The following is a 24,510-nucleotide window of genomic DNA, read 5'->3' as shown; positions in this document are numbered from 1 at the left end:
CTTTTGATGGGCGCAGATTTTTACTTCTTACGACGCAAAAACTTTCGTTTAATGCCGTTTCTTGTCACCATGACAAGTTCTTCGACAAAGATTGAACCCGAAAGCTTTGATTCTCCCAATTCACGTTCGTCGAAGGTAATGGGCACCTCGACAATCGTTGCGCCCATCGCCTCGGCCATTGTCGTCATCTCGACTTGGAATCCGAAACCGACGGTCGAAACCTTGTCAAGAATGGCCGTTTCGCGCAACCAAGAAGCCTTGTGGACGCGCAAACCCGCGGTCGCATCCTTGATTCGTGTACCGAGCCAGAAATTGATATAGGCATTTCCAGCACGTGAAAGCGCCACGCGCCAAGGGGCCCAGCCGTTGGTCTTTCCTCCGGGAACCCACCGAGAGCCGATCACCATATCCGGATGATCTGGACCGGCCGCTCGGACCAGAAGCTTAGGAAGATCCTCTGGACGGTGCGAGGCATCGGCGTCCATCTGAATGAGGTAATCGAATCCCATCTCAAGTGCCCGTCCAAGGCCTTCAACATAAGCGGTTGCGAGTCCAGACTTTGCAGGGCGCGTATGTAAATGAAGACGGGAATCTGATTCCATCTGTTCACGAACCCACTCCCCCGTGCCATCGGGCGAAGAATCATCAACGATCAAAACACTCAGCTCAGGAAGGACAGCATGCACGCGTGAGAGCAAACCAGGAAGGGACTCCACTTCGCAGTAGGTGGGGATAACAGCCACTACTCCCCTGCCGGTTTCATACATCTGTTCAGAGTTCGTCATGAGCGGCGTTTCCCTTGTGATCGACGAATGGTTTGCATGCACAGCAACACCAGAAGAATTCCAGTTGATGCCCAGCTAATTTTAGCGGAATATGGCGCTATTCGCGCAGCCCAGGTGAGAGAAGAACGCAGTGGTACCTCGGCGGTTAAGGTAGCAGATTGCATCCTACCGCTTTGAGCGACAACGCTTCCGTCAGGACGAACAATTATCGAATTTCCAGTTGTTGAAGCCTGAACCGTGGAACGTGAAAACTCGATCGCACGAAAACGCGCAATCTGAGTCTGTTGTGACCCTTCGGCACTAAGCCCAAAATGATAGTTATTTGACGGAATAACGATTATCTGGCCGCCGGAAGCAACGCCTTCGCCGAGGAGATCCTCGTAAGCGACCTCAAAACAGATTCCCATCGCTAGAGGTACCACTCGCCCGTCCTGCAAAGACACATCGAAACGCGAAGAGTTATCGACAGCCTCGAGATCGATATCAACTTGTGCAGCTTCAGTTGCTAGACGCGAAATGATTGAACGCGCAGGAATGTATTCACCGAAAGGCACAGGGATTTGCTTGCCGTAATAGGACTCGCTCAAGCCTGAACCCGGATACCATACGCCCATGTAGTTGTAGCGACGATCGTCTTCGAGACGCGTGATACCCACTAGGATCGGCGCTTGCACATCTTGCGCTGCCGATCCAATCAGCCCTGAGACGAGGCGGTTATAAAGTGGATCGCGATCCGTTGAGGACTCTCCCCAGATGACAAGATCGACGTGGTCCTTCGACGCTGCTAGATCTTTCGTTAAACGCGCATGGTTTCCCGTGACTTTCCCAGGCTGAGCATAGGTTTCGAGAGCAGGAAGCTCGATGTTGCCCTGGATAGCTGCGACGGTGAGCGCGCCATTTTCTTGTGAGGAATGCAAAGGAAGTGCGATTGGTGCACAGAAGATCGCAACAGCACCAACCAAGGCGAGTGGGCGCGAATACCAGTGCAGGCCTCCACGCTGGGTGAAATCAAAAGCGCGCCGGAGACATACAGCGCATGCAATGACTGCTGCGCTCACTAGTACTTCACCACCCCAGGGAGCCAAGTGCCCTAAAGGCGTCGCAACCTGGGGATAAGCAAGATTGCCCCAGGGGAATCCTGACCAAGGAAAATGACTCCGTAGCTGTTCGATCCCCACCCAGGAAACCGCGGTTACAACCACCTGCCCGAGCGTGAAACGCGCCCAGGATAAACGCATGAGTCCGCTATAAATTGCACCCCATAACGAGAAAAACAATGTTTCAACGACACTCAAGGCGATCCATGGCAGAACGCTCCCTCCGGTTGCCTGAGCGGTCCATGGAATAAGCGGAAGCCAGAAGGCGAGTCCCACAAGAAACATGTAAAAAGCCGCGCGCCACGCGCCGACCCGGTCGACGCGCGAAATCATCAGCGCTGCCGAGGGAATCATGACAATAGCGATGGACAGATCCGGGAATGATGCCCACAAGCCGCATCCGGCTAATAGACATACCGCGCAATCAAAGAGGCTGAGACGAAAACCTCGTGCTACTCGGCGTCCCACGTGACGACTCCTCGCAGAAGAAGCTGGCGCGCATCTCGCGCTTTGGCGGCAAGAGCAGGTGAAGCAACATGACGGAGCTGATCAAGGAGATCCACGACCTGGCGAACCCAACGGACAAAATCGCCGGCAAGAAGAGGTGTCCCCCAAATTGCTGTCGTTAAAGTTGCGCCATTCGCCCATGCGATTACCGCATGTGCAAGTCCGGGATCAAGCTCTGGAGTTGAAGGAACACCGAGTTCATTTTCTATCGAAATAACCGATTGTGACAGGGCGAATGTTTCTTCCCACGCACGGGCGAGATCTGTCGAACTTGCCGTCCACGGCTCAACCCCGGCAGATTCTTCTCCCCGTGATTGATAAACACAGGTTGAGGCAATTGCAGCCAACTCAGGGGCCGAAAGATTGTCCCAAACCCCGCGTTGAAGAGCTTCGACAACAATAAGATCTCGTTCGCCAAAGACACGCCTCAACACTTCACCGGAAGGCATCACGCGATCATCAACTAAAAATCCCATGCGGTCGAGAACCGCACATACGCGGTCAAACTGAGATGCGACAGAGTTTGTTCGACCGTCAATCCGCTTGAGAAGCTTCTCATACTCAGCATTCTTCTTCGCCCACGTATGCCCCGCTCGCGCATGCTCATCACGGTGCGGGCATGCGTGGACTGGGTGCCGTCGAATATCTGCCCGAAGTGCGGCGATCTCACGATCAATCGGCAATGCCTGCAGTGAGGAATTCTTCTTCGCCTTTCCGCTGGCTCGCAGTTCGCGGATACGATGCGCCCACTCTTCGCGTCCCCGATGGCGACGTAACGCCTCGGAAGGAGGAATGCGTAGCACGGCAACAAGTTCAAGGCTTCCGCTCAAGTCCTCCAAACTCAAGGTATGGAAACGCCCATCGCTTCCCAAAGTCTTGAGCAAGGGACGCATGCCCGCGGAATGCTGAAGTTCAAGCGCAAGGTATCGACGGGCCTTACGTTTGGCACCAATATCGAAAACCTGACCGGGCTTCAGAGAGCGGAATAGCTCTTGGTCTTGCCTCCTGCGCTCGCTCGTATGTTCACGAGAAGCTTCCTTCTCAAGGCGTGCGAGACGGTCACGCATACTGAAGTACTCGTGGGCATCTCCTCGAGAGCACTCAACATGCTCTCCTAAAGAATCCAAGTCCTTCTCAAGAGCGCGCGCGCTCTGAGCGAGATGCACGACTGAGGAATCGGCTTGGAACTGGGCAAAAGACGATTCCAAGACTTTTCTCGTTGCCTTACGCGTGGAATGCGCAAGCAGATTAACCACCATGTTGTATGTCGGATGGAATGCACTCACAAGCGGATAAGTACGTTTCGACGCCAGGGCAGCAACTTCCTCGGGGGCAATGTCGCGACGCCCACTGACGACCACATGGCCCTCAATATCAATCCCGCGCCGTCCTGCACGTCCTGAAAGCTGCGTAAACTCGCCGGCCGATAAACGGACGTGCTCGGCACCGTTCCACTTTTGTAAAGACTCAATCACGACACAACGCGCAGGCATATTGATACCCAAAGCAAGAGTCTCTGTGGCATAGACAACGCGCAAAAGCCCCATGGTGAAGAGTTTTTCAACCGTTTCCTTCATCAGTGGGAGCATCCCCGCGTGATGCGCAGCCACTCCCCTCTCAAGGGCACGAATCCACGGATCAATCCCTAAAACTGCGTAGTCCTCAACGGGGATGGAGCTCACCGCTGATTGTGCAATATTGCGGATACGTTCAGCCTGGGAACGAGTCGTCAGACTCACTCCGGAGGCAAGGACTTCACTGACCGCGTCCTCGCAGCCCGCACGGGAAAAAATGAAAACGATCGCCGGTAGAAGATTTGCTCGGTCTAAAGTGATCACGGTTGCGGGACGTGAACGAAAACGGCGTTGACTCAGACGTCGTCCCTGGGGTGAACATGCGTAGAGAAGTTCTGGGTTGAGCCGCTCGGATTGTCCAGTGCCTCGACGTGAGGGCGCATAGACATCGTAGAGTTCGCCGTCAACGAGCATGTGTTGGAACAGGGGAACAGGACGTGTTTCAGAGATGATGACCTCGCAAGAACCACGAACCTGGCCGATCCATTCCCCGAACTCCTCGGCGTTCGACACGGTCGCGGACAACGCCACAACCCGCGTGTGCTGGGGCAAATGAATAAGCACTTCTTCCCAGACTGGGCCGCGGAAACGATCCGCAAGATAGTGCACTTCGTCAAGCACAACATGACTGAGCGTGCTCAAGTCTGCACCCATGTAAATCATGTTCCGCAAAACTTCGGTGGTCATGACGATGATGGGCGCGTCAGGATTAATCGACGTATCGCCGGTGAGGAGGCCCACTCGGTCCTCGCCATAACGCTTCTGAAAATCAGCAAACTTCTGATTAGAAAGTGCCTTAATCGGTGTTGTGTAGAAAGCACGGGAATCAGTCGACAATGAGAGTGCTACGGCGAACTCACCAACAACCGTCTTCCCAGCTCCGGTCGGCGCTGCCACAAGGACACTGTGCCCAGCTTCAAGCGCGTCCATCGCTTGGATTTGGAACTCGTCAGGCCTAAAACTCAATGTATCGACGTACTTCTGGCGGAAAGACCGATCAATACGCTGCTGGCGTCTAAAACCCTGCATTCCCTGTGCGGGAGACCATTGGCTTTCATTCGGTTCTTGTGCGTCCATTGATGCGCGACGTCGCTTCCGTGCTGGACTCACTCACCGCTCCTCATCTCTTGAAAATGATCCCAGTTCTCAAGCGCCTGCGTAGCGTAAGTAGCCATTCGTAAACACCATGAGGCCGGGCATTCAATGATATCTGCCGAAATATCACAGAGCAGTGCAAGAACCCACGCTTCATTCCACACCGGTAGACTCAGCGTCACAGTGTCAGCGTCTTCTTTTAGCAGCGTGCACTCGTAGTCTTCACAGAGCCACCGTGCACCCTGGGTAACGGTGAGGGTAAGGGATTGTGGAGCCTCGGCATCGGGAATCGCAACTCGAGGCCGCCGCCCGCCGATCTGTAGTGAATCGATATGGGTGACGTTATAGCTTCGATGGACCTCTCGCTTTGGATCCCAGGCATCGAGAATCCACGCATCGACGAGGCGACGGAGCCCAAGCGGAAATACGTGACGAGGGGCGTGTATCTGACCCGTCTGATATGTGAATGTAACTTCAAGACGCTGTGCGATGGCCTCGCGAAGTTGCGCAACCGTGTCGCCTTCTGTGCTCTTCGCGAGGACCGGCTCCTTACCAAGTAGCTGAATAATCTCCCTATCCTCAGAAGAAGACATAGCCTGTTCCTGTGCAAGGTGAGAGAGCTTCGCAGCAGCAGTCAACAGCGCGTCCTTCTCGACCTCCCGCAAGTGAGGAGAAAGCGCACGTAAAGCAACAAGTAAAGTTGCTGCCTCGGCAGGGGTGAATGAAGGCAACGAGGGAAGGGTGCTCCCGCGCATCACGAGGATCTCTTGTTCGTCGTAGAGCTGCCAGTCGATTCCATAGGAACGATCGAGCATCGAGTCGCCGATCTCGCCCATGTACTCGATATCTCTGCGCACCTGGCGGGAGGTACGCCCAAAGTGCTGTGCGATTTGGCGAACGGTGTGACCGGGATTGTCATTGATCCACGAGGCCATGGCAAGAATGCGCGCCACCTGCAGTTGGGATTCTTCAGGCATGACTCACCTCTTTGCGGTGAGAAGCCTTTTCGAGGCGGGATCGAAGATCGCTGACAAAAGGCTCCGGAGAGAGCGGAACACAATCGGCGGCGTGGAGAAGAACGAACTGGAGCCAATAGTGATAGGGAGCGAGGTGGCCCGTGTAGAGCTGCCACTCCCCTGTCCCCTCTTCCAGAGGAACATCATGTATCTGTGCTTCTTGGAATGCAGCCGATGCCCCGCGCACGGCGAAGATCGGCTGCAGCGGGCGCGAAATATCAATAGTTTCACTGCGGGGTGAACGAGTGCGCGCGTCCCCGGGTTCTCCGAGAACCTCGATCGGCCCAAGGATTCGGGAAAGCCTGAAAGTTCGTTCGCCTTCGCGGTCAAGATCGAAGCCTTGAAGATAGATCGCTGAGCCAGAGACCACAAGATTCCATGGCTCTACTGCTCGAGTTTGCGTTGACTTTGGACTGCGATAGACGAATGAGACCACGCTTGCACTTGTAATGGCTTGGTAGAGAGGCAGCACGTTCTCACAGCCCGACAGACGAAGCTGGATGGCCTCGTGGGAATGGGAGCCCATATGCGCGCGGAGTTTTGTCGCTGCAATCTGAGTGGCATCGGAAGTTTGCCAAGCGGATGCTGCCAGGTCGATGAGAGCAATCTCGTCGGCACTGAAGTCCACGCTTTCATGAGACTGTGCCGCAATTCGGTAAATCGCCTCGTCTCCTCGGCGGCGGACGGTAATCTCAACTCCGACCCGCTTCAGGGTGTTCTTATCCCGCGAAAAAGCAGAATCGAAAGCGTCATCACTGAGCGCGCGATAGTGAGCGAGCCGACGAATATGAGACCGAGAACGCCCACGTTCTGCAGAGGTGAGGTCAAAGAGAAGGTCGAGGATTCGTACGCTGGTATCGTTCCCCTCCACGATGCCTCCTCCTTGTGACAGAATTGATCCAAGCTTCAGCCTAGTGTGCCTTGGTTCTATCAGCGAGCAAAGACACGGTCAGACGACGGGAGTTGGCTGTGAGGATCCTTCTTTCGGCAAGTGACTATACGAACCTCACCAACGGTCTTGCACGCTCCGCCCGAGATTTTTGTCAAGGATTGCGCGAGCGCGGGCATGAGCTCAAAGTTCTGTCTTACGGTGAGGAATCTTCACTGGAGTACCCGCTTCCAGAGCTGCGTATTCCTATCCTCAACGCATATATCCATGCACAGAACTTCCGCATCGCGCGCCCGGATCTTCGCGCGATCAAAGCTGCACTCCAGTGGGCAGATATCGTCTACGTTGAAGATCCTCTGCCTGCGAACGCCGTCCTGGTTCGGGAGGCACGGCGGGCTAGGATCCCCGTTGTCGGGAGTTTCCACGTCTATCCGGAGAATTTCCTTGCTCCGTTCCCGGCATTGAACCGTCCGAGCATCAATCATGCTTTGTATTCTTTGTTCTACTCGTCGGTCTATTCAGCCTGCGACTGCATTCATGCGCCAACTCAGGCGGTCAAGGAACGTTTAGAGCGCTTTGGGTACAAGGTTCCAATTGAGGCGTTCTCAAATGGACTGCCGAACGCGTGGATTCGCACTGGTCTACCGTCATCTTCGCGCGGGGAATTTGAAACATCGCAGGCACCGCACAGGTTTACTCTCGTCTCAACGGGACGGTACGCGCCAGAAAAGAACCATGGAGTTCTGCTGCGTGCTCTTGCATACTCGCGCCATGCACCAGCAATTGATCTCTATTTACCAGGACGCGGCCCCCTTGAAAATAGCCTGCGTCGTCTTGCTTCTCCCTTAGCTGCCACTGTTCATTTTGGCTTCTTTTCGCACGAGGACCTGCAAGGGCTTCTTGACCGTGCGGATTTGTATATTCACTGCGCCAGAGTCGAGATTGAAGGGCTTGCGGCTCTTGAGGCGATGGCACGAGGAATCACGCCTTTGATCGCGCGATCTGAAGAGTCTTCAACCTGGCTATACGCACAAGATGAACGCTGTGTGTTTCCCTACGACAATCCAGTGAGACTTGCCCGGCTCATTGACTATTGGCTGGACCGTCCTTGCGAATGCCGCGATATGGGAATGAAACATTACGAGCAGGCACGGGAACTAAGCATGACGCACAGCATTGATGCTATGGAGTCTTTGCTTGTGCGAACGTATCGTTCGTACACACGCTAATGCCCTCAGACAGAAATGGCTGTCTGAGGGCACGCGGAAAATACTAGAACTACGACCGTGGTACGTAATCGTTAGTCATCACTTGATCAAGCGACACGTCTTGTTGAAGTAGCCCGGAAACCGATGACATAAAGCTCAGCATTTCGTTCCATCTGCTCGTATCCTGTTCAAGCGAAACTGTCGAATTCGCGCCAAGAATCAGCAGATTCGTCGCAGTCAGAATCTTCGTCGCTGTTTCTCGAGTTTTCTCGTCGCTCAGTGTCGTATCGCGTTTCTCGGTCGCTGCAAAGGCTTGGTCAGGGTGTTCGACGGCAGTCGTCATGCCTTCCTGAGTAGCTGCCAGCAACTCTTTAAGTTCGTTCGCATGATCTTTTGCCCACTGGGGTGTTGTCACCAGAGAAGCTGACACGAGTGGAATAGTGCAGTCACATTCCACCGCCTGTGCATCAACTCCAGCGGCGGAAAGCTGTACGGCCTCGTTATTGGCAAAACCGACAATTGCGTCGACGTCCCCCTTACTCAAAGCAGAGGTCTGGGTATAGCCAATCGACATAACGTTGACGTCAGAAGTCGTCATGTTCGCGCTTGCAAGGTACGCCTGAAGAGCGAGCCAAGAAGATCCGTACTCCCCCGGGATCCCAATTTTCTTTCCTTTAAGGTCACCGACGGTCTTAATTCCGGTGTCTTTCCTCGTCAGAATCACATTGGGTTGTTCGCGGTAATAGGTCGCTACCGAGATGACGTCCATGCCCTGAGAGCGCGCTTGGACGACTTCGTCGCCTGTCGCCAGAACAACTTGTTCGTCTCCGCTCACGAGCGCCGTGAAAACGCCTTCGTCGTTGCCGTGATGACGAAGCTCGACGTTGAGTTTGTGTGAAGAATAGTTCCCATTGTCTAGGGCAAGGTAGATGCCAGAAAACTGGACATTTGGAACGTAGGTTAGACCGATGACGGTTGACCCTGAAGAAGTAGTTCCACCGTGGCAGCCGCCAAGTAGAATTACTCCCGCAGCGAGTGCGGCAACCTTACGTAATGCAGGACGCATCATGCTCTCCAATCACATGTTCGTACTAGTCGGTTTCCACCATGACGCGTGCCCGCGCTTCCCAAGCAGACATGAGCAAGTAGATCAGTACTGCTTGGAGACACAGGAGAATGATGACAACAAACATTCCCGCAGTGTCGACATTCGTTCGCATTTGTGAGAGCAACATTCCGAGGCCTTTTCCTCCCATCACCATTTCGCCAACGACTGCACCCGTAATTGAGAGGGTGAAACCGTTACGAATTCCGGCAAGAATTGCCGGTGAGGCTAGTGGAATCTCAATTCGCAAAGCCATCGTGAGGCCGGCCGCACCATCGAGCTGAGCAGCCTCACAGACCTGACGATCAAGAGATCGAAGACCCACAAGCGCAGAAATGAGGATCGGGAAAAAAGCGATCAATGCGCAGAGCATAGAAATCGGAACAAGACCGTATCCAAACCAGAGCACCAAAAAAGGAGCTAGGGCAACCGCAGGGAGCGCTTGAGAGGCCCCAAGAAGAGGTTCAATCGCATCCGATAGCGTCTGAAAACGGAAGATGCAGTAGCTCAGAGGCAGTGCGATACACACGCCGACGAGTCCGCCGACTAGAGCCTCTCCGCCTGTACGCGCAAACGCGAGCCAGAGAGAGGACTGTTGAATAAGGGAGTATCCTCGGGCGAGGACGGCGTACGGCGAAGGAAGACGCCACGCTTGAATCCCGCTCCATGCAGTGATGGCCCACCAAATAAGGACGACACATGCAAGAACAAGCAGCGGGGCGAAAACAATGAGACGGCGAGAGGCTCGACGCTTCACGGTATCCCTTCCCGCACTTCGAGCTATGCAGCCGCTCAGCGGGGTACAAACCCGCTCAACTACTTCTCCCATCCAGGCTTTAACTGTCGGTACTGGAGTTTCACCAGTTCAACCGCAATAGGTATTGCGGGTCGCGGACTATCACCGCCGGCTCGGACTTACACCGACCCCGAAGTACACGATCATTGTGGCACGCCGCGATGCGGGTGTCATTTCTAGTGCATGTGTGAGTGAGCAAGAGAACGCAAAGTTGCAATCTCTTCATATGCGTCTTCAGCGCGGAAAATTGCAGAACCCGCAACAAAGTTTGTCGCTCCTGCTTCAGCGGCCTGCTCGATCGTCGAGCGAGAAACTCCCCCATCAACTTGAATTGAAAGATCGAGTGCGGAAGCATCAATTGCTTCGCGAGTCCTGCGGATCTTGGGAAGCATCGTATCTAAGAAACTTTGACCCCCAAATCCAGGTTCAACAGTCATAACAAGAATCATGTCGAACTCGGGAAGCAAATCGATGTAGGGAGCGATATCTGTTGAAGGCTTGAGGGCAAGAGCAGCTCGCGCTCCAAAATGACGGATCTCCCGAGCGGTTCGGATCGGCGCCCCTGCGGCCTCGGCGTGGAAAGTCACTGATGCGCAGCCAACCTCGGCATAGGCGGGCGCCCAGCGGTCGGGGTCCGCAATCATGAGGTGCGCGTCGATGGGCATAATACCGGTTCGAACGCAGGCCTCGACGACGGGAAGCCCCCACGTCAGATTCGGAACAAAGTGGTTGTCCATGACATCAACATGGGCGATATCGGCGCTCGAAATCTTCGTGAGTTCATCCTCGAGTCGAGCGATATTACAATTGAGAATCGATGGCGAAATGACGGGCATCGTCATGGTATCTCCTGGCGGTCTTAGAGTTTTCTGAGTGCAGCAATGAACATAAGGTCAGTTTCGTTACGGTGTTCCCACAGCTGGAGTGTTGAGGCAGCAATGCCCTGGCTTTGGGGAAGGTCGAGGGGGCGTGGCGTGATCTGTGCAGCTACAGGCGCAAGATTAATCAGCTCAACCTGACCGCCTGAGAGCACACGCGAAATCTGCTCATGCGTCTCAGCGACGACCGGCGAGCAGGTTACATAGACGATGACACCGCCACTTCTGGTCAAAGCAATTCCTCGGTCAAGAAGCTGCTCTTGGATTGTCACTAATTGCTCGAGGTCTTCGGGCTGCCTGCGCCACCTGGACTCCGGACGTCGACGCATCGAGCCTAAACCAGAGCAGGGCGCATCAATAATGACGCGATCGAAAGATCCCAACTGCCAACGGGAGGTATCTCCACCGAATTGTGTTCCATCAGCACAGACCACCTCTGTGTTATCGAGGTGTTCGAGGGTACGTTCAACGAGACGTGCGCGGTGTGGGTGAATCTCATTAGCAACAAGGTACGCTCCGCGAGCACTGCCAAGGGCTGCGACTAACGCCGCTTTTCCACCAGGCCCCGCACACAAGTCAAGCCATTGAGCATCCGAGCCTTCCACCGGGACAGAAGCAGCGAGAATTGCCGCAAGCTGCGAGCCCTCATCCTGAACCGCAGCCCTACGCTGTCGGATTGCAGGAATACGTGCGGGGTCGCCAGATTCGAGGAGAATCGCATAAGGCGAAACCTCACCATCAGCGATACGTGTACGTAAATACTCGCCGCATTGATCAGCGAGATCATCAACATCGATTAAACCCGGGCGCGCAACCAAGGAAACGTAGGGTGCTCGATTGTTCGCAGCCAAAAGCTCACGAATTTCCGAGGCCTCGCAGCCATTCGCCACGAGTGCTTTCGTATATTCTTCGACCATCCATTGCGGGTGCGAATACTCAATTGCAAGGCGCTCAGTCTCATCGCACGCGTCTAATGCTTCACGCCGGGCGTCATCGCCTTCTCGGATAATCGAACGCAAAATAGCGTTAATAAACTTTGCAGGCCCCGCGCTGAGATACTGGCGCGCCAAATCTACGGTCTGGGAAACCGCGGCATGGTCGGGTACTCGCATACGCAAGAGCTGATAGGTTCCCAAACGAAGGATGTCAACAATAGCGCCCTCAATCTGTGCAAGAGGACGGGAGGAATTCCGGGCAATCACCCAGTCGAGGAATCCTTGTTCGCGCAGTGAACCATACGTGAGTTCAACCGCGAAAGCACGATCTCGTTGATCGATGTGCTCACGATGCTCAAACTCCTTAAGCACCTTGGGAAGTACAAGGTTCGCGTAGGCATCGTCTTCGCGTACTAGGCGCAGAACTTCGTAAGCGATTTGCCTCGGTGCATCTGCTTCGCGGAAAGAGCGGTAACCGTCCGAATACCTGTGCGTTGCCATCAGTGCTCAAGCCCTTCGCCTAGACGATCATCGTCATTCAACCTGGCACCACGTGCCCAAGCGGCAGCTTCCATCCTTTTCTTGCCCGCGGGGGCGACTTCTCCAAGTTCGAGGCAGAAATCTGCACACCCAACAAGAACGCTCTTCTTCGAAACGATCAAACGTCCAGGGCCGGGAGTAGGGATGTCGGTCAGAGAAGCTTTGCCAAGCTTGAGCCGTTGGCCATTCAAGAGCGTAAAGGCACCGGGGCTTGGAATGACAGCTCGAATCTGCTGCCACGTCTGCCGAGCACTGTCAGTGAAGGAGACGGCCCCGTCAGTAACTTCTAGACGCCGGGCATAGTGAAGCTCAACAGTTGGATCGACAATCTGCGGCTGAGAGTGCGCGCTGCCCAAGTCAATCGAATCGACGACTTCTACGACTTGGCGGGAGCCGGCAACCGCCATTTCTTCAAGGAGCTCACCACTGGTTTGATCCGCGATAGCAATGGGAAGTCGCGAGAACACGGGGCCTGTATCGAGGCCCTCTTCGAGCTGAAATACGCATGAAGCAGTCTCTTCGCACCCCGAAAGGATCGCCCATTGAACCGGGGCTGCACCGCGAAATTCAGGAAGATTCGAAAAATGCAGATTGAGCCAACCGTGCGGCAACATGTTGAGAATACGCAGTGGGATCAATGCGCCGTAGGCAACAACGACTGCGATATCAGCCTTCCAATGAGCAATACGCTCATAGGCCTCATCGCTCTTGAGTGAGGAAGTTTCATACAGATCAATACCGAGCTCCGCTGCGCGTGATGCCACAGGAGACGGAACCAGTGTACGTCCGCGGCCGCTTCGCGCAGGCGGTCGTGTAATCACTCCAACGACTTCATGAGAAGAGGCGACTAGGGCATTGAGGGTTGGTAACGCCGCTTCGGGGGTACCAGCAAAAACAATTCGCACAGGCATAGTCTAGCGGTTCTTTAGAACAGCTCAGGGGGATTGAGCGTCAGTCGTAGCGGATAGAGTTTACGCGCTGAACGTACACCCGAGCGCTCTCGCAGGACACGTGCAAGCTGTGGGTAGTCTTCGGTATTGCATCGAATGAGCGCACGACGTATTCCCTGATTCGGTGTGCGTCTATCGCTGCGTGGTGCGTCGACAATACCGATAAGCTCAGCGGGTAATTCTTTGCAGAAGCTGTTGAGCTGATCTTCTGGGCCGTCAATCGCAACGATGGAAGCTGTGGGAGGAAAACGAAGTACTTGGCGCTCATCCAAAATGCGCTGGATGTATTCGTCGGGATTCCAGCGAATGAGCGCCTGTGCAAGAGGTTGATCCAATCCCGCAGAGACCCAAATCTGGCCCTGTGGCCGAACCAGAGCTGCTGTAGTGAGCCAGCGGCGAAGCGCTTCTTCGGGGGCCCAAAGTTCCGGTCGTGAGGCCAATGCCGCTGCGGAGGGAATAATCAAAGCAGCGTACCCCGATTCGGCATCGGGTTGTGCACCTGCTGTGGCGACAACGATTCGCGGCGAGGCATTGATTTCCGGGCGCTGCTCATCAATACCCTGCGAAATAAGGAGGGGAACCTGAGTAAATGAACGTCCGAGCTCTTCACCAATGCGTTCGGAGCCGATCCGCCACCACCGCAAAGCGGTTCCTTGGCATTTCATGCATCGCCAGTTGTGTGTTGCTCGGGAACACCATGCACAAACGATGCTCTGATCGCGCGATAGCGTGAGGGGCCCCGAACAAACTTCGCAACGCGCTGGTGCCCCGCAGCGCTCGCAGCCGACAACGGGAATGTAACCCGCGTTTGGGGCAAGGATGAGCACTGGGCCTTCTGTTAGGCCGCGGCGAATACACGCGTAAGCATCGGGCGGCAGCAGAGCATGCGCTGCCCTGCCCTGGCGTTCATCGTCAAGGTCATCGGATACAAAGAAACGCCCCGTTGATTCACGCAGCACTTCTCTTTCTGGATTGAGGGAGATCGCCCACTTGCGCATGACAAGATACTGGGCTTTTACCGAACGGCTAAAACTGCCCACAGCCATTGCAACGTGTTGAAGGTGTGCGCGTGCAACCGCAATATCAAGCGCATCCGTACGTGGATTGCGAATCTCTCGAAGGTGGTCGTCTCCATCTCCCCAGATGATGATTAAACCTAAATCTTTCAGGGGAAGCCATGCTGCTGAACGTGTGCCAACGACAATGCGATGCGAGCCCTGGCTGCATTGTCGGTAAATTCGATAACGTTCAACAGCAGATTGCTCTGCAGTGTAAAGCGCAACGGGCACCGAGAGAAGATCTTCAAGGTCGCAGCTCAGACGCTGTGCCGAACGCTGCGTCGGCGTAATGATCAATGTTGAACGCTTGGACGTCAATGTCGCGCTGGTAAGTTGAGCGATTTCTTGCGTGGAACGTCCCGGAATTGAAGTCCAGACACAACGTGGATGGTCTCCCTGTTCTAAATGCTCAATGAAGTTCGTTCCGTATGGGTAGGGCTGCCATGCGCTGGCATCACGCTGCGTCTTGATGTCTCCATCAAAGGGAAGGTGTTTCTCTTTTTCGACTGATGCACGTCGTGGCGGAATCGCAAGACTTAAGACCGCAGAGACGGTTGACAAGTAGCGGTCAGCGATATACCGAGCGAGAGAAAACGTCTGTGGTGCCACTACTGAGCAAGAGGACACCACGTCTATCAGTTCGCGGATGGTTGGACTTGGAGTATCTACGCGTTCACATGAGAGGACCCATCCCACGCGTTTTGATCCGCTCAAAGGAACTTGGACGATGTATCCGGAAAGATCGATATTTTCCCAAGCTTGAGGAACCAGATAGTCCAAGGGACGATCCAGGTGTGGAAGATCCGTATCAACATACACTCGTGCGATCAGCCGAGGTTCAGCATCCTCGAGCTGAAAGCCTGGGAGTGCGACTTCTTCCATCACCATGCCTCTAGTTCATCACATGGCGCTGGCATTTGGAGACCGATTGACGCTGATCTTAGTTATCCGAAAAGAAGCGGACCATATCTGAAGGCGATCATTGCGAGGATCGCGGTGATAACGAGAACAGCAACCAGCCAGTCACCACCGGACTTCATCACAGCTTTCCACCAGTTCGGTGCTGGGAGTACACCTTGCTTGATACACACCCGAGTCAATCCAAACCAGACCAGTGTTGTGGTGATCGTGATCAGTAAACACCAAGGACACAGGACATGAATGACGAAGTACGACTGAGTGAAGAGCCAATAGGCAAAGAGCACGCCAATTGTGTAGAGCGCTTCGACGCACAGGATGTACCACTTGGGGAAGCGAACTCCCGCGATGAGGGCAAAAGAAACTGCCAGCACAATGGCCTCGAAGAAGATTCCGAGGAAAGCGTTGGGGAATCCCAGCACGCGCGCCTGCGGCGTCGAAGCAACAGCTGAACATGACAAGACCGACGAGACATCGCAGCTAAACCTGCGGCCATCATCGGAAGCAAGCTGCCAGGCTTCGATTGAAAGGACGAAGGAAGCACACAGGCCAATCACACCTGAGATTGCCATTTCGATGGCAGTTCCCCGGTGTGGTGCTCGCGACGAGAGTTCAGACGTGCTCATCCGAGAATATCCTTCAGCATCGATACTCGATCGGTCTGCTCCCAAGGGAAGATATTGCGACCAAAATGCCCATAAGAGGATGTGCGTGCATAGATTGGACGTAGCAGATCGAGGTCCTCGATGATACCGGCCGGGCGAAGATCAAAGCAACGAGTAATGGCCTCGGTCAAAGCATCATCACTTACGCTCCCGGTTCCGAAGGTCTCCACGTACAAACCAACCGGATGTGCGCGACCAATCGCGTAAGCTAGCTGAATTTCGCAGCGCTTGGCATATCCGGCAGCGACGATATTCTTCGCGATCCAGCGAGCAGCATAGGCTGCAGAGCGGTCGACCTTGGAGGGATCCTTACCTGAGAATGCTCCACCCCCGTGACGGGCCATGCCACCGTATGTGTCGACGATAATTTTACGTCCGGTTAGGCCGGCATCACCTGCGGGCCCACCAATGACGAAGCGCCCAGAGGGATTGACCAAAAGCTTCATCGAAGAAGTCGATAACTCCAAGCCAGCCTCTTCAAGGACTGGGGCAACAACCAAGGCTCGCAGTTGCTCATCCAGGTCTGTCATCGAAAGTTCGGGGTCATGCTGCGTTGAAATGACGAGGGTATCAAGTTCGCGGGGAACCCCCTGTTCGTCGTAGGCCAGCGTGACCTGAGTTTTCCCGTCCGGGCGTAGGCCATGAGCAAGTCCCTGGTGACGAACGTATGCAAGACGTTCGGCGAGCTTGTGGGCAAGCCAAATGGGAGCCGGCATCAAGTCCGGCGTCTCATCAGAGGCATAACCGAACATCATTCCTTGATCGCCGGCGCCCTGTGATTCACGGCGATCTTCGCTTGAAGATGTACGCGTTTCGAGTGAGTGGTCAACGCCCTGGGCAATATCGCTACTTTGAGCGCCGATCGAGACCGAAACGCCGCAGGAGGCTCCGTCAAAGCCCATGCAGGAGGAGTCATATCCGATCTCAAGAATCTGCTCGCGTACGATTTGGGGAATCTCGACGTATGCATCCGTCGAAACCTCTCCGGCTACGTGCACCAAGCCGGTGGTCACCATGGTTTCAACAGCCACACGTGAGCGAGGATCCGCCTCGAGAAGCGCGTCCAAGATGGAATCAGAGATACGATCGCAGACCTTATCAGGATGGCCTTCGGTCACGGATTCGGAAGTAAAGTACTTTCTCATGTCACTCACGCTTCTATCGTAGTTAGGCGTTCGGCAATTAGATCAACTAGGGTGCGGGCAACGTCGGCTTTCGTCCCGCCTCCTTCGGTGACAAGGGAGCCTTGGGCATCCATCACATACACATAGTTCGGTACGTCCCCAAAACCGAGGCTCTCCCCTACGGCGTTCACTGCTAAGTAGTCGGCGTTCTTCCGCCGTGCTTTCGCTCGACCATATTCAAGAACGGTCTGAGGATCGCCGGTTTCTGCAGCGAATCCGATGACAACTGAGGGACGTTGGGGCGAAGAAGTAACGGCCTTGAGAATGTCCGTAGTTTCTTCCAGCTGGATTATTGGCGGTGCAGCGCCCTGCTCTTCTTTTTTGATTTTCGAGGCCGCAGGAGCCTTTGGGCGGTAATCGGCGACCGCCGCCGCCATAACGAGAGCGTCGCACGACTGGAGTTTTTCGAAAAGCACCGAGTGCATCTCAGCGGCGCTAGAAGCTGGAATAACAGTGCACTCACGTGGGAGAAGCGAAGCTTCAATATTGGAGGCAACCAGGGTCACATCCGCACCACGCCGCGCAGCTTCTTTAGCAATCTCGATTCCCTGTCGACCACTGGAACGATTCCCGAGGAAACGAACTGGGTCAAGCGCCTCGCGAGTACCACCTGCGGTAACGATGATTTTCTTGCCAAAAAGCTCGCCGCTCGAGGCAAGAATGCGGCTTACCTGTGCGGCGATATCCTCCGGTTCGCTCATTCGCCCAGCGCCAGAGTCCCCCGAAGCTAAATCGCCTTTCTCCGGACCGACGATAATAAACCCACGTTCGTGAAGGGTTTTGATATTGTCTTGCGTCGCCGAAGCGTTCCACATCTGCGTGTGCATCGCGGGGGCCACGATAACTGGACACGAACTCGCTAGGACAGTTGTAGTAAGCAGATCATTTGCCTGTCCGTGTGCAATGCGGGCGATAAGGTCGGCAGTAGCCGGAGCGATAACAAGCGCATCACAATTCCGAGCAAGCTCCACATGATCGGCGCCTCCGCCATGAAAGACGTCGGTGAACACGCACTTCTGCGTCAACCCTTCCCACGTAGTCTTGCCGACAAACGCAAGGGACGCCGGAGTCGGGACAACCGATACTGTGAAGCCTTCCTTTTGGAGCAGGCGAAGCAGGAATACGGCTTTATATGCAGCAATGCCCGCAGAAACACCGAGAACGATGTGCGCGGGCTTGTGCTCAGGCTTGAGGTGCTGACTCAAGGGTCAACAGGCCTTCATCAATCTCACGAAGTGCGATTGCCAAAGGCTTCTCGTCAACTTCAGTATCGACAACGGGGCCAACAAACTGGATCATGTTCTGCTCCAGCTGGATGTTGTAGGAATTGATCTGACGTGCACGACGGGCCGCAAAGATCACCAGGGCGTACTTCGAATCAACGTGTTCGAGCAGATCATCGATCGGCGGGTAGGTGATACCTTCTGGCTGTGCAACAATTCCGGACATGCAAATCTCTCCTGATGTAATGAGCGAGAACTAAATTCTATTCTAGCCCCATGATTTGGGCGAGTTCCTCGACGGCGGTTTCCAAATCATCATTGACAACAGTGACATCAAACTCATCTTCTGCTGCAAGCTCAGTCTTTGCCGTGAGAAGTCGACGTTCCTGCTCAGCAGCATCTTCAGTTCCTCGATTCACGAGGCGAGCAACAAGCTCTTCCCACGAAGGAGGCGCAAGAAAAACGAACTGCGCATCCGGCAATGACTCCCGGACTTGGCGCACGCCTGCAATATCGATCTCGAGGAGGAAGGGAACTCCCCTCTTCACGGCGTCATCAACAGGCCCTCGCGGAGTTCCGTAGTGATACTTGCCATGAACAAGCGCCCATTCGAGCATCTGCCCTGAATCGACGAGCCGAAGGAATTCCTCTTCGGAAACAAAGTGGTAGTGCACTCCGTCTACTTCACCGGGGCGAGGAGAACGCGTCGTCATTGAGATTGAAAGCTCAACTTGAGGAAAACGCTCACGCAAACGTGCAATAACGGTGCCTTTGCCGACAGCCGTTGGGCCGGCGATAACGGTAACTTTGGAAGTAGACATGCCTGTATGCTGCCACAGTGAAGCCGAAACTTCAGCCGAAGCGGCGAATCAGTTCCTCTCGCTGAACCTGCCCAAGACCACGAACACGTCTAGAAGGCGCAATCTTGATCTCGTTCATGAGAGCTTCAGCAGTACTCACACCGACTCTGGGCAGGGCTTCAAGCAAAGAACGCACCTTCATCTTCGCGATTGCTTCATCACTAGCGGCCATATCAATGACCTCTGAAAGAGTGAGCTCTCGCGATTTGAGCGCATTCTTCACCTCAGCGCGCCGACGACGAGCGCGCGTCGCCTTTTCCAGAGCCTCGGCTCGCTGTTGCGGAGTTAGATCTGGCAGTGCCATCTCACTACGCTCCTTTTCTAGATTCCCCTGACAGGAATAGCATCGCACTTTCTTGATGATTTTTGGTGCAAATGCAACCGACAAATCGCGAATTTCCACGAGCTAAAGGCGTGAGAGGCAGCTTCGCAACGAGCGACTATTACGGAGCAGAGACTCGCAAACCCGGAAAAACTGCAGAGCTTCAGTTTCTACTACACGCATTACTGTCTACGAGAAACTGCCGCTGACCTGCATCGGATGCGCATCACCTTTGCCGACCCGTCACCGATTGACGGAACTAAGAAAAGACGTTGAGTTCCACGTGTGGTGGTGTCCATCGGAAGTATGCGCGTCAACACAAATTACTAAATATGGCATATCTCACACTCTAGGAAGTGTCCCCTATAGTGTAAACGGGGTGCCCGAAAGCACCCCGTTTACACATTATGACGTTTTAGTACTCGTCTAAGAGGTCATCCAATTCGTTGATTTCATCGGCACTGAGCTCATCGTCGATGTCATCTTCAGATTCCTGAACAGATTGACGAGACCAGCTCGGTGATTCAATGTCTCGGCGAATGGCGTCAAGGATGGCGTTGACGAAGCCCGCAGACTCTTCGGTGGAAATCGACTTGACGATGGAAATCGCCTCATCAATCGCAATCACCGGAGGAACGTCTTCGGAGTTTGACAGCATTTCCCACACCGCGACGCGCAAAACTGCGCGGTCGACCGCAGGAACTCGATCTAAGCCCGTTCGCGCATGAGAATCAATGAGCCGATCAATCCGATACAGCTCATCGGCAACTCCTTCGATAATTTGAATCGAATAGTCGGGCAGCGGAGTCAGTGCGGCGGTGATTACCTTGCGTTCGCGAAGGAGATCGCGCAGCACGCTCGCATTCCTGCCCATGCCACGCTGGTCGGCCTCGTAAACGACGTCGGCAGCACGCTTGCGAGCCTTCGTCCGAGAAGTGAATTGGTGCTTCTTGTGAGACATTATCAGTCGGTCACGCGTCCGGAGTAAGAGCCATCGCGGGTATCGACCTTGACTCGTGTTCCTTCTTCCATGAAGAGCGGAACCTGAATCTCGTAGCCGGTCTCGAGGGTCGCGGGCTTGGTGCCAGCGGAAGAACGATCGCCCTGCAGGCCGGGCTCGGTGTGGGTGATCGTCAAGACGACGGTTGCGGGAAGTTCGATGAACAGAACCGCGCCGTCATGCTGAGAAACAATGACGTCCTGGTTCTCAACCATGAAGTTACGGGCATCACCAACGACCTCGGCAGGAACGTTAATCTGCTCGTAGGTCGAAGCATCCATGAAAACGTAATCGGAGCCATCCTGGTACAGGTACGTCATATCACGACGATCGACTGTAGCGGTTTCGATCTTGACGCCCGCGTTGAAGGTCTTGTCAACGGTCTTCCCGGACAGAACATTCTTAATCTTGGTGCGCACAAAGGCAGGGCCCTTACCCGGCTTCACGTGCTGGAATTCGACAACCTGCCACAGCTGGCCGTCAATCACCATGACAAGGCCGTTCTTCAGATCATTTGTCGTAGCCACTATAAAAGTCCTCCCAAATCGGGTGAGTTTAAACCGTGGCCATCTTACACGCCACGATGATGTTCTCCGCTACCTCACTCGGAGTTTTTAAACCAGTGTCACAAGAAAAACTAGCAAACTCAAGGTAGGTTCCATCCAATTCGCGGGTCATCATCGCAAATAACGAGCGTGGTGCGCCAAGCCCCACCGAGCGTGGAGCATTGAGGCCAACGCGTCGCGCGGCTTGGTCAATGGGAAGCTGGAGAAGAACAACAGCACTCCCCTGCTCCTTCAAAGCAATCAAACGGTCGATAATTCTTTGATGACGCACCTGCGATGGTGAGAGCACCGCAATATCGCACACGCCGCTCAAAAGCCGCTCGCCGGCCTCTTCGAGCGCACGGTCAAAAGGAAAATCTTCATCCGCGATGAGTTCGTCAAATGAACGCGAATACTCTGACTGAAGGATATCGATGTCTTCAGTGAGGCTCAGCCCGCATCGAGCCGCGATCTCACGTGCAATTGTCGTCTTCCCGCTCCCCGAAGTCCCCACCAAAACAAGTTTGGGGGTAATAGCCGAACTCAATGCTTCATTCCCATTGACTCAGCGCATACGCGCACTTCATCGGGAGTAATGGGAAGTGTTACAGGATTGTCGATCCCATCAAGAAGCACGAATCTCAAGACGCCGGCACGCACCTTTTTATCGGAAAGCATGACGTTGAGAAGATCTTCGATTGACGCATCCAGATAATAGGTTGGCAACCCAAGAGAAGCAAAGTCATGCTCATGACGAAGGACGTCTTCTTCGGTAAGAAGACCTCGCTGATGGGCAAGATTGGCCGCAAATACGCAGCCGATGGCGACCGCTTCACCGTGGCGGAACTCGAAGTTCTCAAGCTTTTCGATTGCATGGGCCAGAGTATGGCCATAATTAAGAAACTCGCGCGGGCCACTCTCGTGCAGATCCATACTCACTACACGAGCTTTGACCGCAATCGAACGTTCGATGAGTTCAGCGATCACCTCTCCCTTCGGATCAAAGATCTCCTCAGGATCAGATTCGACGATCTCTAGGATCCGCGGATCCGCAATAAAACCACATTTGACGACCTCTCCCAAACCCGCTCGGTAGTCTTGCTCGCTCAGCGTCTTCAAATGGTCAAGGTCGACGATGACGCGACGCGGAGAATGGAAAGCTCCAACAAGGTTCTTACCCACCGCAGTGTTAATACCGGTCTTTCCTCCAACTGAGGCATCAACCATTCCCAAAAGTGTCGTTGGAACCGCAATAAAGTCAATTCCTCGAAGCCAGGAGGCAGCAAGGAAACCACCAACATCTGTCGTTGCTCCCCCACCGATCGCGACAACGCAATCAGCTCGCCCAATTCTCTCGCGTCCGGCGAGGTCCCAAAGATCAGAAAGATTATCGATTGTCTTTGCATCTTCCCCATCAGGAAGAACGTGGGTGATTGCCGTGTAGCCCAGATCTTGAAGTTTGCGCATCATAGAAAGCGCATAAGTGTGAAGCGGCGGCGCGCATAGGATCAAGATCTTTGTCGCATTTTCACGAAGTTTCTCGGTGACGGCAGCGATAGGAAAATCGCGAGCGATCACAACATCGTAGGGCTGATCTACTTCGACAGGAATGGTACGAACCATGGTTATTTCTCCCAACGCGCCAAGGATTTGCTGGACGACTTCTTGAGATGGACCAGCATTGGTCTGAACAGTTACCGACGCAACCTCACGGAAATAGTCTTTTCGCTGTTCCCACAGTTCATTGAGGCGTTCTTCCGCGTTTCCCGCGAGGAGTGGACGCGTCGATCCCGCAGCGCGCCGAAGTAACTCGCTCAGTTCAGCTTCGATGTAGATCACACACCGACCGCGCAATCGTTCACGTGTACGCGCACTGATAAGCGCGCCGCCTCCCAAAGACAAAACACCTGGAAGCTCAAGGGCCTGAGCAATGACCTCTTCTTCAATTGTGCGGAAAGCGTCCTCGCCGTCGCTGGCAAATATCTCGGGGATACTCCGCCCTTGGCTACTTTCAACGAGTGCATCAGAGTCACGGTGTGCGACGCCCAGTGCAGCGGCAAGCTCACGTCCAACTCGGCTCTTGCCGCTCGCTGGCATCCCAACGAGAACAATCACTGCCGCATTCACTGCGTCAGTCCAAGTCGCTCACTGATATGCGCGCAGTAAGCCTCAAGATTACGCTTGCACTCCCTCAAGGAATTACCACTCGCATGATCGCTCAAAGCACGGGCAAGGACCAAAGCGACCTCAGCCTCGGCAATGACTGCACCGGGGACCACCTGGCAGGTGTCAGAGCGCTGATGAAGAGCTCGTGCGTCTTCACCCGTCGCAAGATCAACCGTCCTCAAAGTGTGGGGCACGGTTGAGATCGGCTTAAAGGCAGCGCGCACGACGATCGCCTGACCGTTTGATGTTCCGCCTTCTATGCCACCAGCGCGGTTCGAGGCCCTCGTGAGAGTTCCATCGGCGGCTCGAATAATCTCGTCGTGAGCCTGGGAGCCAGGCAGGCGCGATTGCGCGAATCCGTCGCCGATCTCAACGCCCTTGACAGATTGAATGGACATCAGGGCTGCAGCAAGCTGCGCATCAAGACGGCGATCAGATTGAACGTGAGTCCCTACCCCAATCGGAACATTCCACGCCACGACTTCAACGATTCCGCCAACGGTATCGCCAGCGGCGCGGGTTTCCTCGACACATGCCAAAAATTCGGATTCATCATCCTTATCGAGTGCGCGCATCGGCGAGGCATTCAGATGTTCTTCATCAGATGGCAAGGGAAGGCGACTCAACTTCGCTTCGCACGGCCCAACGCCAACCACATGGGAAACCAGTTCGATGTTTGCAAGCTGACGCAGAAAAGCCTCTACGCAAGCTCCTAAAGCAACGCGAGCAGCCGTTTCGCGTGCGCTCGCTCGCTCAAGAATCGGGCGAATTTCATCAAGATCGTAAGACAAGACACCCGGAAGATCTGCATGCCCGGGACGAGGTTTTGTCAACGCGCGATTTCGCGCAACTTCGCGTTCATCACCTTTACCAGCGTCAACGAGAAGCTCCTCGGGCGAAACGGGGTCGGCGGACATCACCTTTTCCCATTTCGGCCATTCAGAATTCGCAATCTCAATCACGATTGGAGCGCCAGTTGTCAGCCCGTGGCGGACTCCCCCAAGAATTCGCACTTCATCGGCTTCAAACTTCTGACGCGCACCACGTCCGGCGCCCAAACGACGTCGAGCAAGGGCATCGCGAATAGTCTGGGTGGTCAGTTCAACCCCGGAAGGCATGCCCTCAAGAGTTGCGACCAGCGCTGGACCGTGTGATTCACCTGCAGTAAGCCATCTGAGCATGTTCGTAGTTTCT

Annotated in this window: 23 protein-coding genes and 1 riboswitch; of the genes, 1 reads left to right on the top strand and 22 read right to left on the bottom strand. The window is 54.6% G+C overall.

Features of this window, described 5'->3' with window-relative positions:
• Positions 1-20: 20 nt before the first annotated feature.
• The 5 genes from ACWNMW_RS05925 to ACWNMW_RS05905 are packed head-to-tail and all read right to left on the bottom strand — an operon-like array spanning position 21 to position 6,945.
• A complete protein-coding gene (locus ACWNMW_RS05925) occupies positions 21-785 on the bottom strand; it encodes a polyprenol monophosphomannose synthase (protein ID WP_295894873.1) in 765 nt (254 codons plus the stop codon).
• Positions 782-2,350 carry an apolipoprotein N-acyltransferase gene (gene lnt, locus ACWNMW_RS05920; protein ID WP_449490349.1) on the bottom strand — a complete coding sequence of 523 codons (1,569 nt, stop codon included), beginning with the start codon at positions 2,348-2,350 and terminating at the stop codon, positions 782-784. The genes ACWNMW_RS05925 and lnt overlap by 4 nt, the downstream gene beginning before the upstream one ends.
• A complete protein-coding gene (locus tag ACWNMW_RS05915) occupies positions 2,335-5,040 on the bottom strand; it encodes a DEAD/DEAH box helicase (protein WP_449490400.1) in 2,706 nt (901 codons plus the stop codon). The genes lnt and ACWNMW_RS05915 overlap by 16 nt, the downstream gene beginning before the upstream one ends.
• Before the next feature lie 29 nt (positions 5,041-5,069).
• Positions 5,070-6,035, bottom strand: a complete 966-nt coding sequence (locus ACWNMW_RS05910; RefSeq protein ID WP_449490348.1) for a helix-turn-helix transcriptional regulator — start codon at positions 6,033-6,035, stop codon at positions 5,070-5,072.
• On the bottom strand, positions 6,028-6,945 hold the full coding sequence (locus tag ACWNMW_RS05905) for a helix-turn-helix transcriptional regulator (protein WP_449490347.1): 918 nt from the start codon (positions 6,943-6,945) through the stop codon (positions 6,028-6,030). The genes ACWNMW_RS05910 and ACWNMW_RS05905 overlap by 8 nt, the downstream gene beginning before the upstream one ends.
• Before the next feature lie 98 nt (positions 6,946-7,043).
• On the opposite strand from ACWNMW_RS05905, the gene ACWNMW_RS05900 reads away from it, so the two are divergent.
• Complete coding sequence (locus ACWNMW_RS05900) at positions 7,044-8,192, top strand: glycosyltransferase (protein ID WP_449490346.1); 1,149 nt, start codon at positions 7,044-7,046, stop codon at positions 8,190-8,192.
• Between the two features lie 49 nt (positions 8,193-8,241).
• Here ACWNMW_RS05900 and ACWNMW_RS05895 read toward each other — a convergent pair whose 3' ends face one another.
• The 17 genes from ACWNMW_RS05895 to aroC form a co-directional block, all read right to left on the bottom strand.
• Positions 8,242-9,240 carry an ABC transporter substrate-binding protein gene (locus ACWNMW_RS05895; protein ID WP_449490345.1) on the bottom strand — a complete coding sequence of 333 codons (999 nt, stop codon included), beginning with the start codon at positions 9,238-9,240 and terminating at the stop codon, positions 8,242-8,244.
• Between the two features lie 22 nt (positions 9,241-9,262).
• Positions 9,263-10,033 carry an ABC transporter permease gene (locus ACWNMW_RS05890; protein WP_034503289.1) on the bottom strand — a complete coding sequence of 257 codons (771 nt, stop codon included), beginning with the start codon at positions 10,031-10,033 and terminating at the stop codon, positions 9,263-9,265.
• A 56-nt stretch (positions 10,034-10,089) separates the two neighbouring features.
• Positions 10,090-10,214, bottom strand: a riboswitch (FMN riboswitch).
• 34 nt (positions 10,215-10,248) lie between these two features.
• On the bottom strand, positions 10,249-10,914 hold the full coding sequence (rpe, locus tag ACWNMW_RS05885) for a ribulose-phosphate 3-epimerase (protein ID WP_449490344.1): 666 nt from the start codon (positions 10,912-10,914) through the stop codon (positions 10,249-10,251).
• Positions 10,915-10,931: 17 nt separating this feature from the next.
• Complete coding sequence (locus tag ACWNMW_RS05880) at positions 10,932-12,386, bottom strand: transcription antitermination factor NusB (RefSeq protein ID WP_449490343.1); 1,455 nt, start codon at positions 12,384-12,386, stop codon at positions 10,932-10,934.
• Positions 12,386-13,330, bottom strand: a complete 945-nt coding sequence (fmt, locus tag ACWNMW_RS05875) for a methionyl-tRNA formyltransferase (protein ID WP_449490342.1) — start codon at positions 13,328-13,330, stop codon at positions 12,386-12,388. The genes ACWNMW_RS05880 and fmt overlap by 1 nt, the downstream gene beginning before the upstream one ends.
• A 20-nt stretch (positions 13,331-13,350) precedes the next feature.
• Complete coding sequence (locus tag ACWNMW_RS05870) at positions 13,351-15,321, bottom strand: primosomal protein N' family DNA-binding protein (protein WP_449490341.1); 1,971 nt, start codon at positions 15,319-15,321, stop codon at positions 13,351-13,353.
• 56 nt (positions 15,322-15,377) lie between these two features.
• Entirely contained in the window at positions 15,378-15,977 is a 600-nt protein-coding gene (locus ACWNMW_RS05865) for a vitamin K epoxide reductase family protein (RefSeq protein ID WP_052040918.1), read from the bottom strand.
• Positions 15,974-17,161 carry a methionine adenosyltransferase gene (gene metK / locus ACWNMW_RS05860; RefSeq protein WP_072455737.1) on the bottom strand — a complete coding sequence of 396 codons (1,188 nt, stop codon included), beginning with the start codon at positions 17,159-17,161 and terminating at the stop codon, positions 15,974-15,976. The genes ACWNMW_RS05865 and metK overlap by 4 nt, the downstream gene beginning before the upstream one ends.
• 5 nt (positions 17,162-17,166) lie before the next feature.
• On the bottom strand, positions 17,167-18,405 hold the full coding sequence (gene coaBC / locus ACWNMW_RS05855; RefSeq protein WP_449490340.1) for a bifunctional phosphopantothenoylcysteine decarboxylase/phosphopantothenate--cysteine ligase CoaBC: 1,239 nt from the start codon (positions 18,403-18,405) through the stop codon (positions 17,167-17,169).
• Positions 18,383-18,649, bottom strand: a complete 267-nt coding sequence (gene rpoZ, locus ACWNMW_RS05850) for a DNA-directed RNA polymerase subunit omega (RefSeq protein ID WP_034503272.1) — start codon at positions 18,647-18,649, stop codon at positions 18,383-18,385. Before rpoZ ends, coaBC begins: the two co-directional genes overlap by 23 nt.
• A 37-nt stretch (positions 18,650-18,686) precedes the next feature.
• Positions 18,687-19,244 carry a guanylate kinase gene (gene gmk / locus ACWNMW_RS05845; RefSeq protein ID WP_034503270.1) on the bottom strand — a complete coding sequence of 186 codons (558 nt, stop codon included), beginning with the start codon at positions 19,242-19,244 and terminating at the stop codon, positions 18,687-18,689.
• A 31-nt stretch (positions 19,245-19,275) separates the two neighbouring features.
• Positions 19,276-19,587 carry an integration host factor, actinobacterial type gene (gene mihF, locus ACWNMW_RS05840; protein ID WP_034503267.1) on the bottom strand — a complete coding sequence of 104 codons (312 nt, stop codon included), beginning with the start codon at positions 19,585-19,587 and terminating at the stop codon, positions 19,276-19,278.
• Positions 19,588-20,020: 433 nt separating this feature from the next.
• A complete protein-coding gene (nusB, locus tag ACWNMW_RS05835) occupies positions 20,021-20,566 on the bottom strand; it encodes a transcription antitermination factor NusB (protein WP_072455733.1) in 546 nt (181 codons plus the stop codon).
• Positions 20,567-20,568: 2 nt separating this feature from the next.
• Positions 20,569-21,132 (bottom strand): elongation factor P, encoded by a 564-nt coding sequence (gene efp / locus ACWNMW_RS05830; protein ID WP_034503263.1) that lies wholly within the window; start codon positions 21,130-21,132, stop codon positions 20,569-20,571.
• A 28-nt stretch (positions 21,133-21,160) separates the two neighbouring features.
• Positions 21,161-21,697 carry a shikimate kinase gene (locus ACWNMW_RS05825; RefSeq protein WP_449490339.1) on the bottom strand — a complete coding sequence of 179 codons (537 nt, stop codon included), beginning with the start codon at positions 21,695-21,697 and terminating at the stop codon, positions 21,161-21,163.
• Positions 21,694-23,265, bottom strand: coding sequence for a 3-dehydroquinate synthase (aroB, locus tag ACWNMW_RS05820; protein WP_449490338.1), 1,572 nt, complete (start codon positions 23,263-23,265; stop codon positions 21,694-21,696). The genes ACWNMW_RS05825 and aroB overlap by 4 nt, the downstream gene beginning before the upstream one ends.
• Before the next feature lie 8 nt (positions 23,266-23,273).
• Positions 23,274-24,497: a chorismate synthase gene (gene aroC, locus ACWNMW_RS05815; protein ID WP_449490337.1), complete on the bottom strand. Its 1,224-nt coding sequence runs from the start codon at positions 24,495-24,497 to the stop codon at positions 23,274-23,276.
• Positions 24,498-24,510 lie beyond the last annotated feature (13 nt).

The sequence above is a fragment of the Actinomyces sp. Marseille-QA0893 genome (assembly GCF_976954355.1).
Note: the sequence above shows the minus strand (reverse complement) of the source record. Positions and strands in the feature narration are given on the sequence as shown.

Excerpts from the sequence above, each read along its gene's own strand:
- aroC (WP_449490337.1), bottom strand. The coding sequence starts at position 24,497 with ATGCTCAGATGGCTTACTGCAGGTGAATCACACGGTCCAGCGCTGGTC.
- ACWNMW_RS05915 (WP_449490400.1), bottom strand. The coding sequence starts at position 5,040 with ATGGACGCACAAGAACCGAATGAAAGCCAATGGTCTCCCGCACAGGGA.
- mihF (WP_034503267.1), bottom strand. The coding sequence starts at position 19,587 with ATGGCACTGCCAGATCTAACTCCGCAACAGCGAGCCGAGGCTCTGGAA.
- rpoZ (WP_034503272.1), bottom strand. The coding sequence starts at position 18,649 with ATGTCCGGAATTGTTGCACAGCCAGAAGGTATCACCTACCCGCCGATC.
- ACWNMW_RS05865 (WP_052040918.1), bottom strand. The coding sequence starts at position 15,977 with ATGAGCACGTCTGAACTCTCGTCGCGAGCACCACACCGGGGAACTGCC.
- rpe (WP_449490344.1), bottom strand. The coding sequence starts at position 10,914 with ATGACGATGCCCGTCATTTCGCCATCGATTCTCAATTGTAATATCGCT.
- nusB (WP_072455733.1), bottom strand. The coding sequence starts at position 20,566 with ATGTCTCACAAGAAGCACCAATTCACTTCTCGGACGAAGGCTCGCAAG.
- ACWNMW_RS05870 (WP_449490341.1), bottom strand. The coding sequence starts at position 15,321 with ATGGTGATGGAAGAAGTCGCACTCCCAGGCTTTCAGCTCGAGGATGCT.
- metK (WP_072455737.1), bottom strand. The coding sequence starts at position 17,161 with ATGAGAAAGTACTTTACTTCCGAATCCGTGACCGAAGGCCATCCTGAT.
- ACWNMW_RS05910 (WP_449490348.1), bottom strand. The coding sequence starts at position 6,035 with ATGCCTGAAGAATCCCAACTGCAGGTGGCGCGCATTCTTGCCATGGCC.
- ACWNMW_RS05880 (WP_449490343.1), bottom strand. The coding sequence starts at position 12,386 with ATGGCAACGCACAGGTATTCGGACGGTTACCGCTCTTTCCGCGAAGCA.
- ACWNMW_RS05895 (WP_449490345.1), bottom strand. The coding sequence starts at position 9,240 with ATGATGCGTCCTGCATTACGTAAGGTTGCCGCACTCGCTGCGGGAGTA.
- gmk (WP_034503270.1), bottom strand. The coding sequence starts at position 19,244 with ATGTCTACTTCCAAAGTTACCGTTATCGCCGGCCCAACGGCTGTCGGC.
- ACWNMW_RS05925 (WP_295894873.1), bottom strand. The coding sequence starts at position 785 with ATGACGAACTCTGAACAGATGTATGAAACCGGCAGGGGAGTAGTGGCT.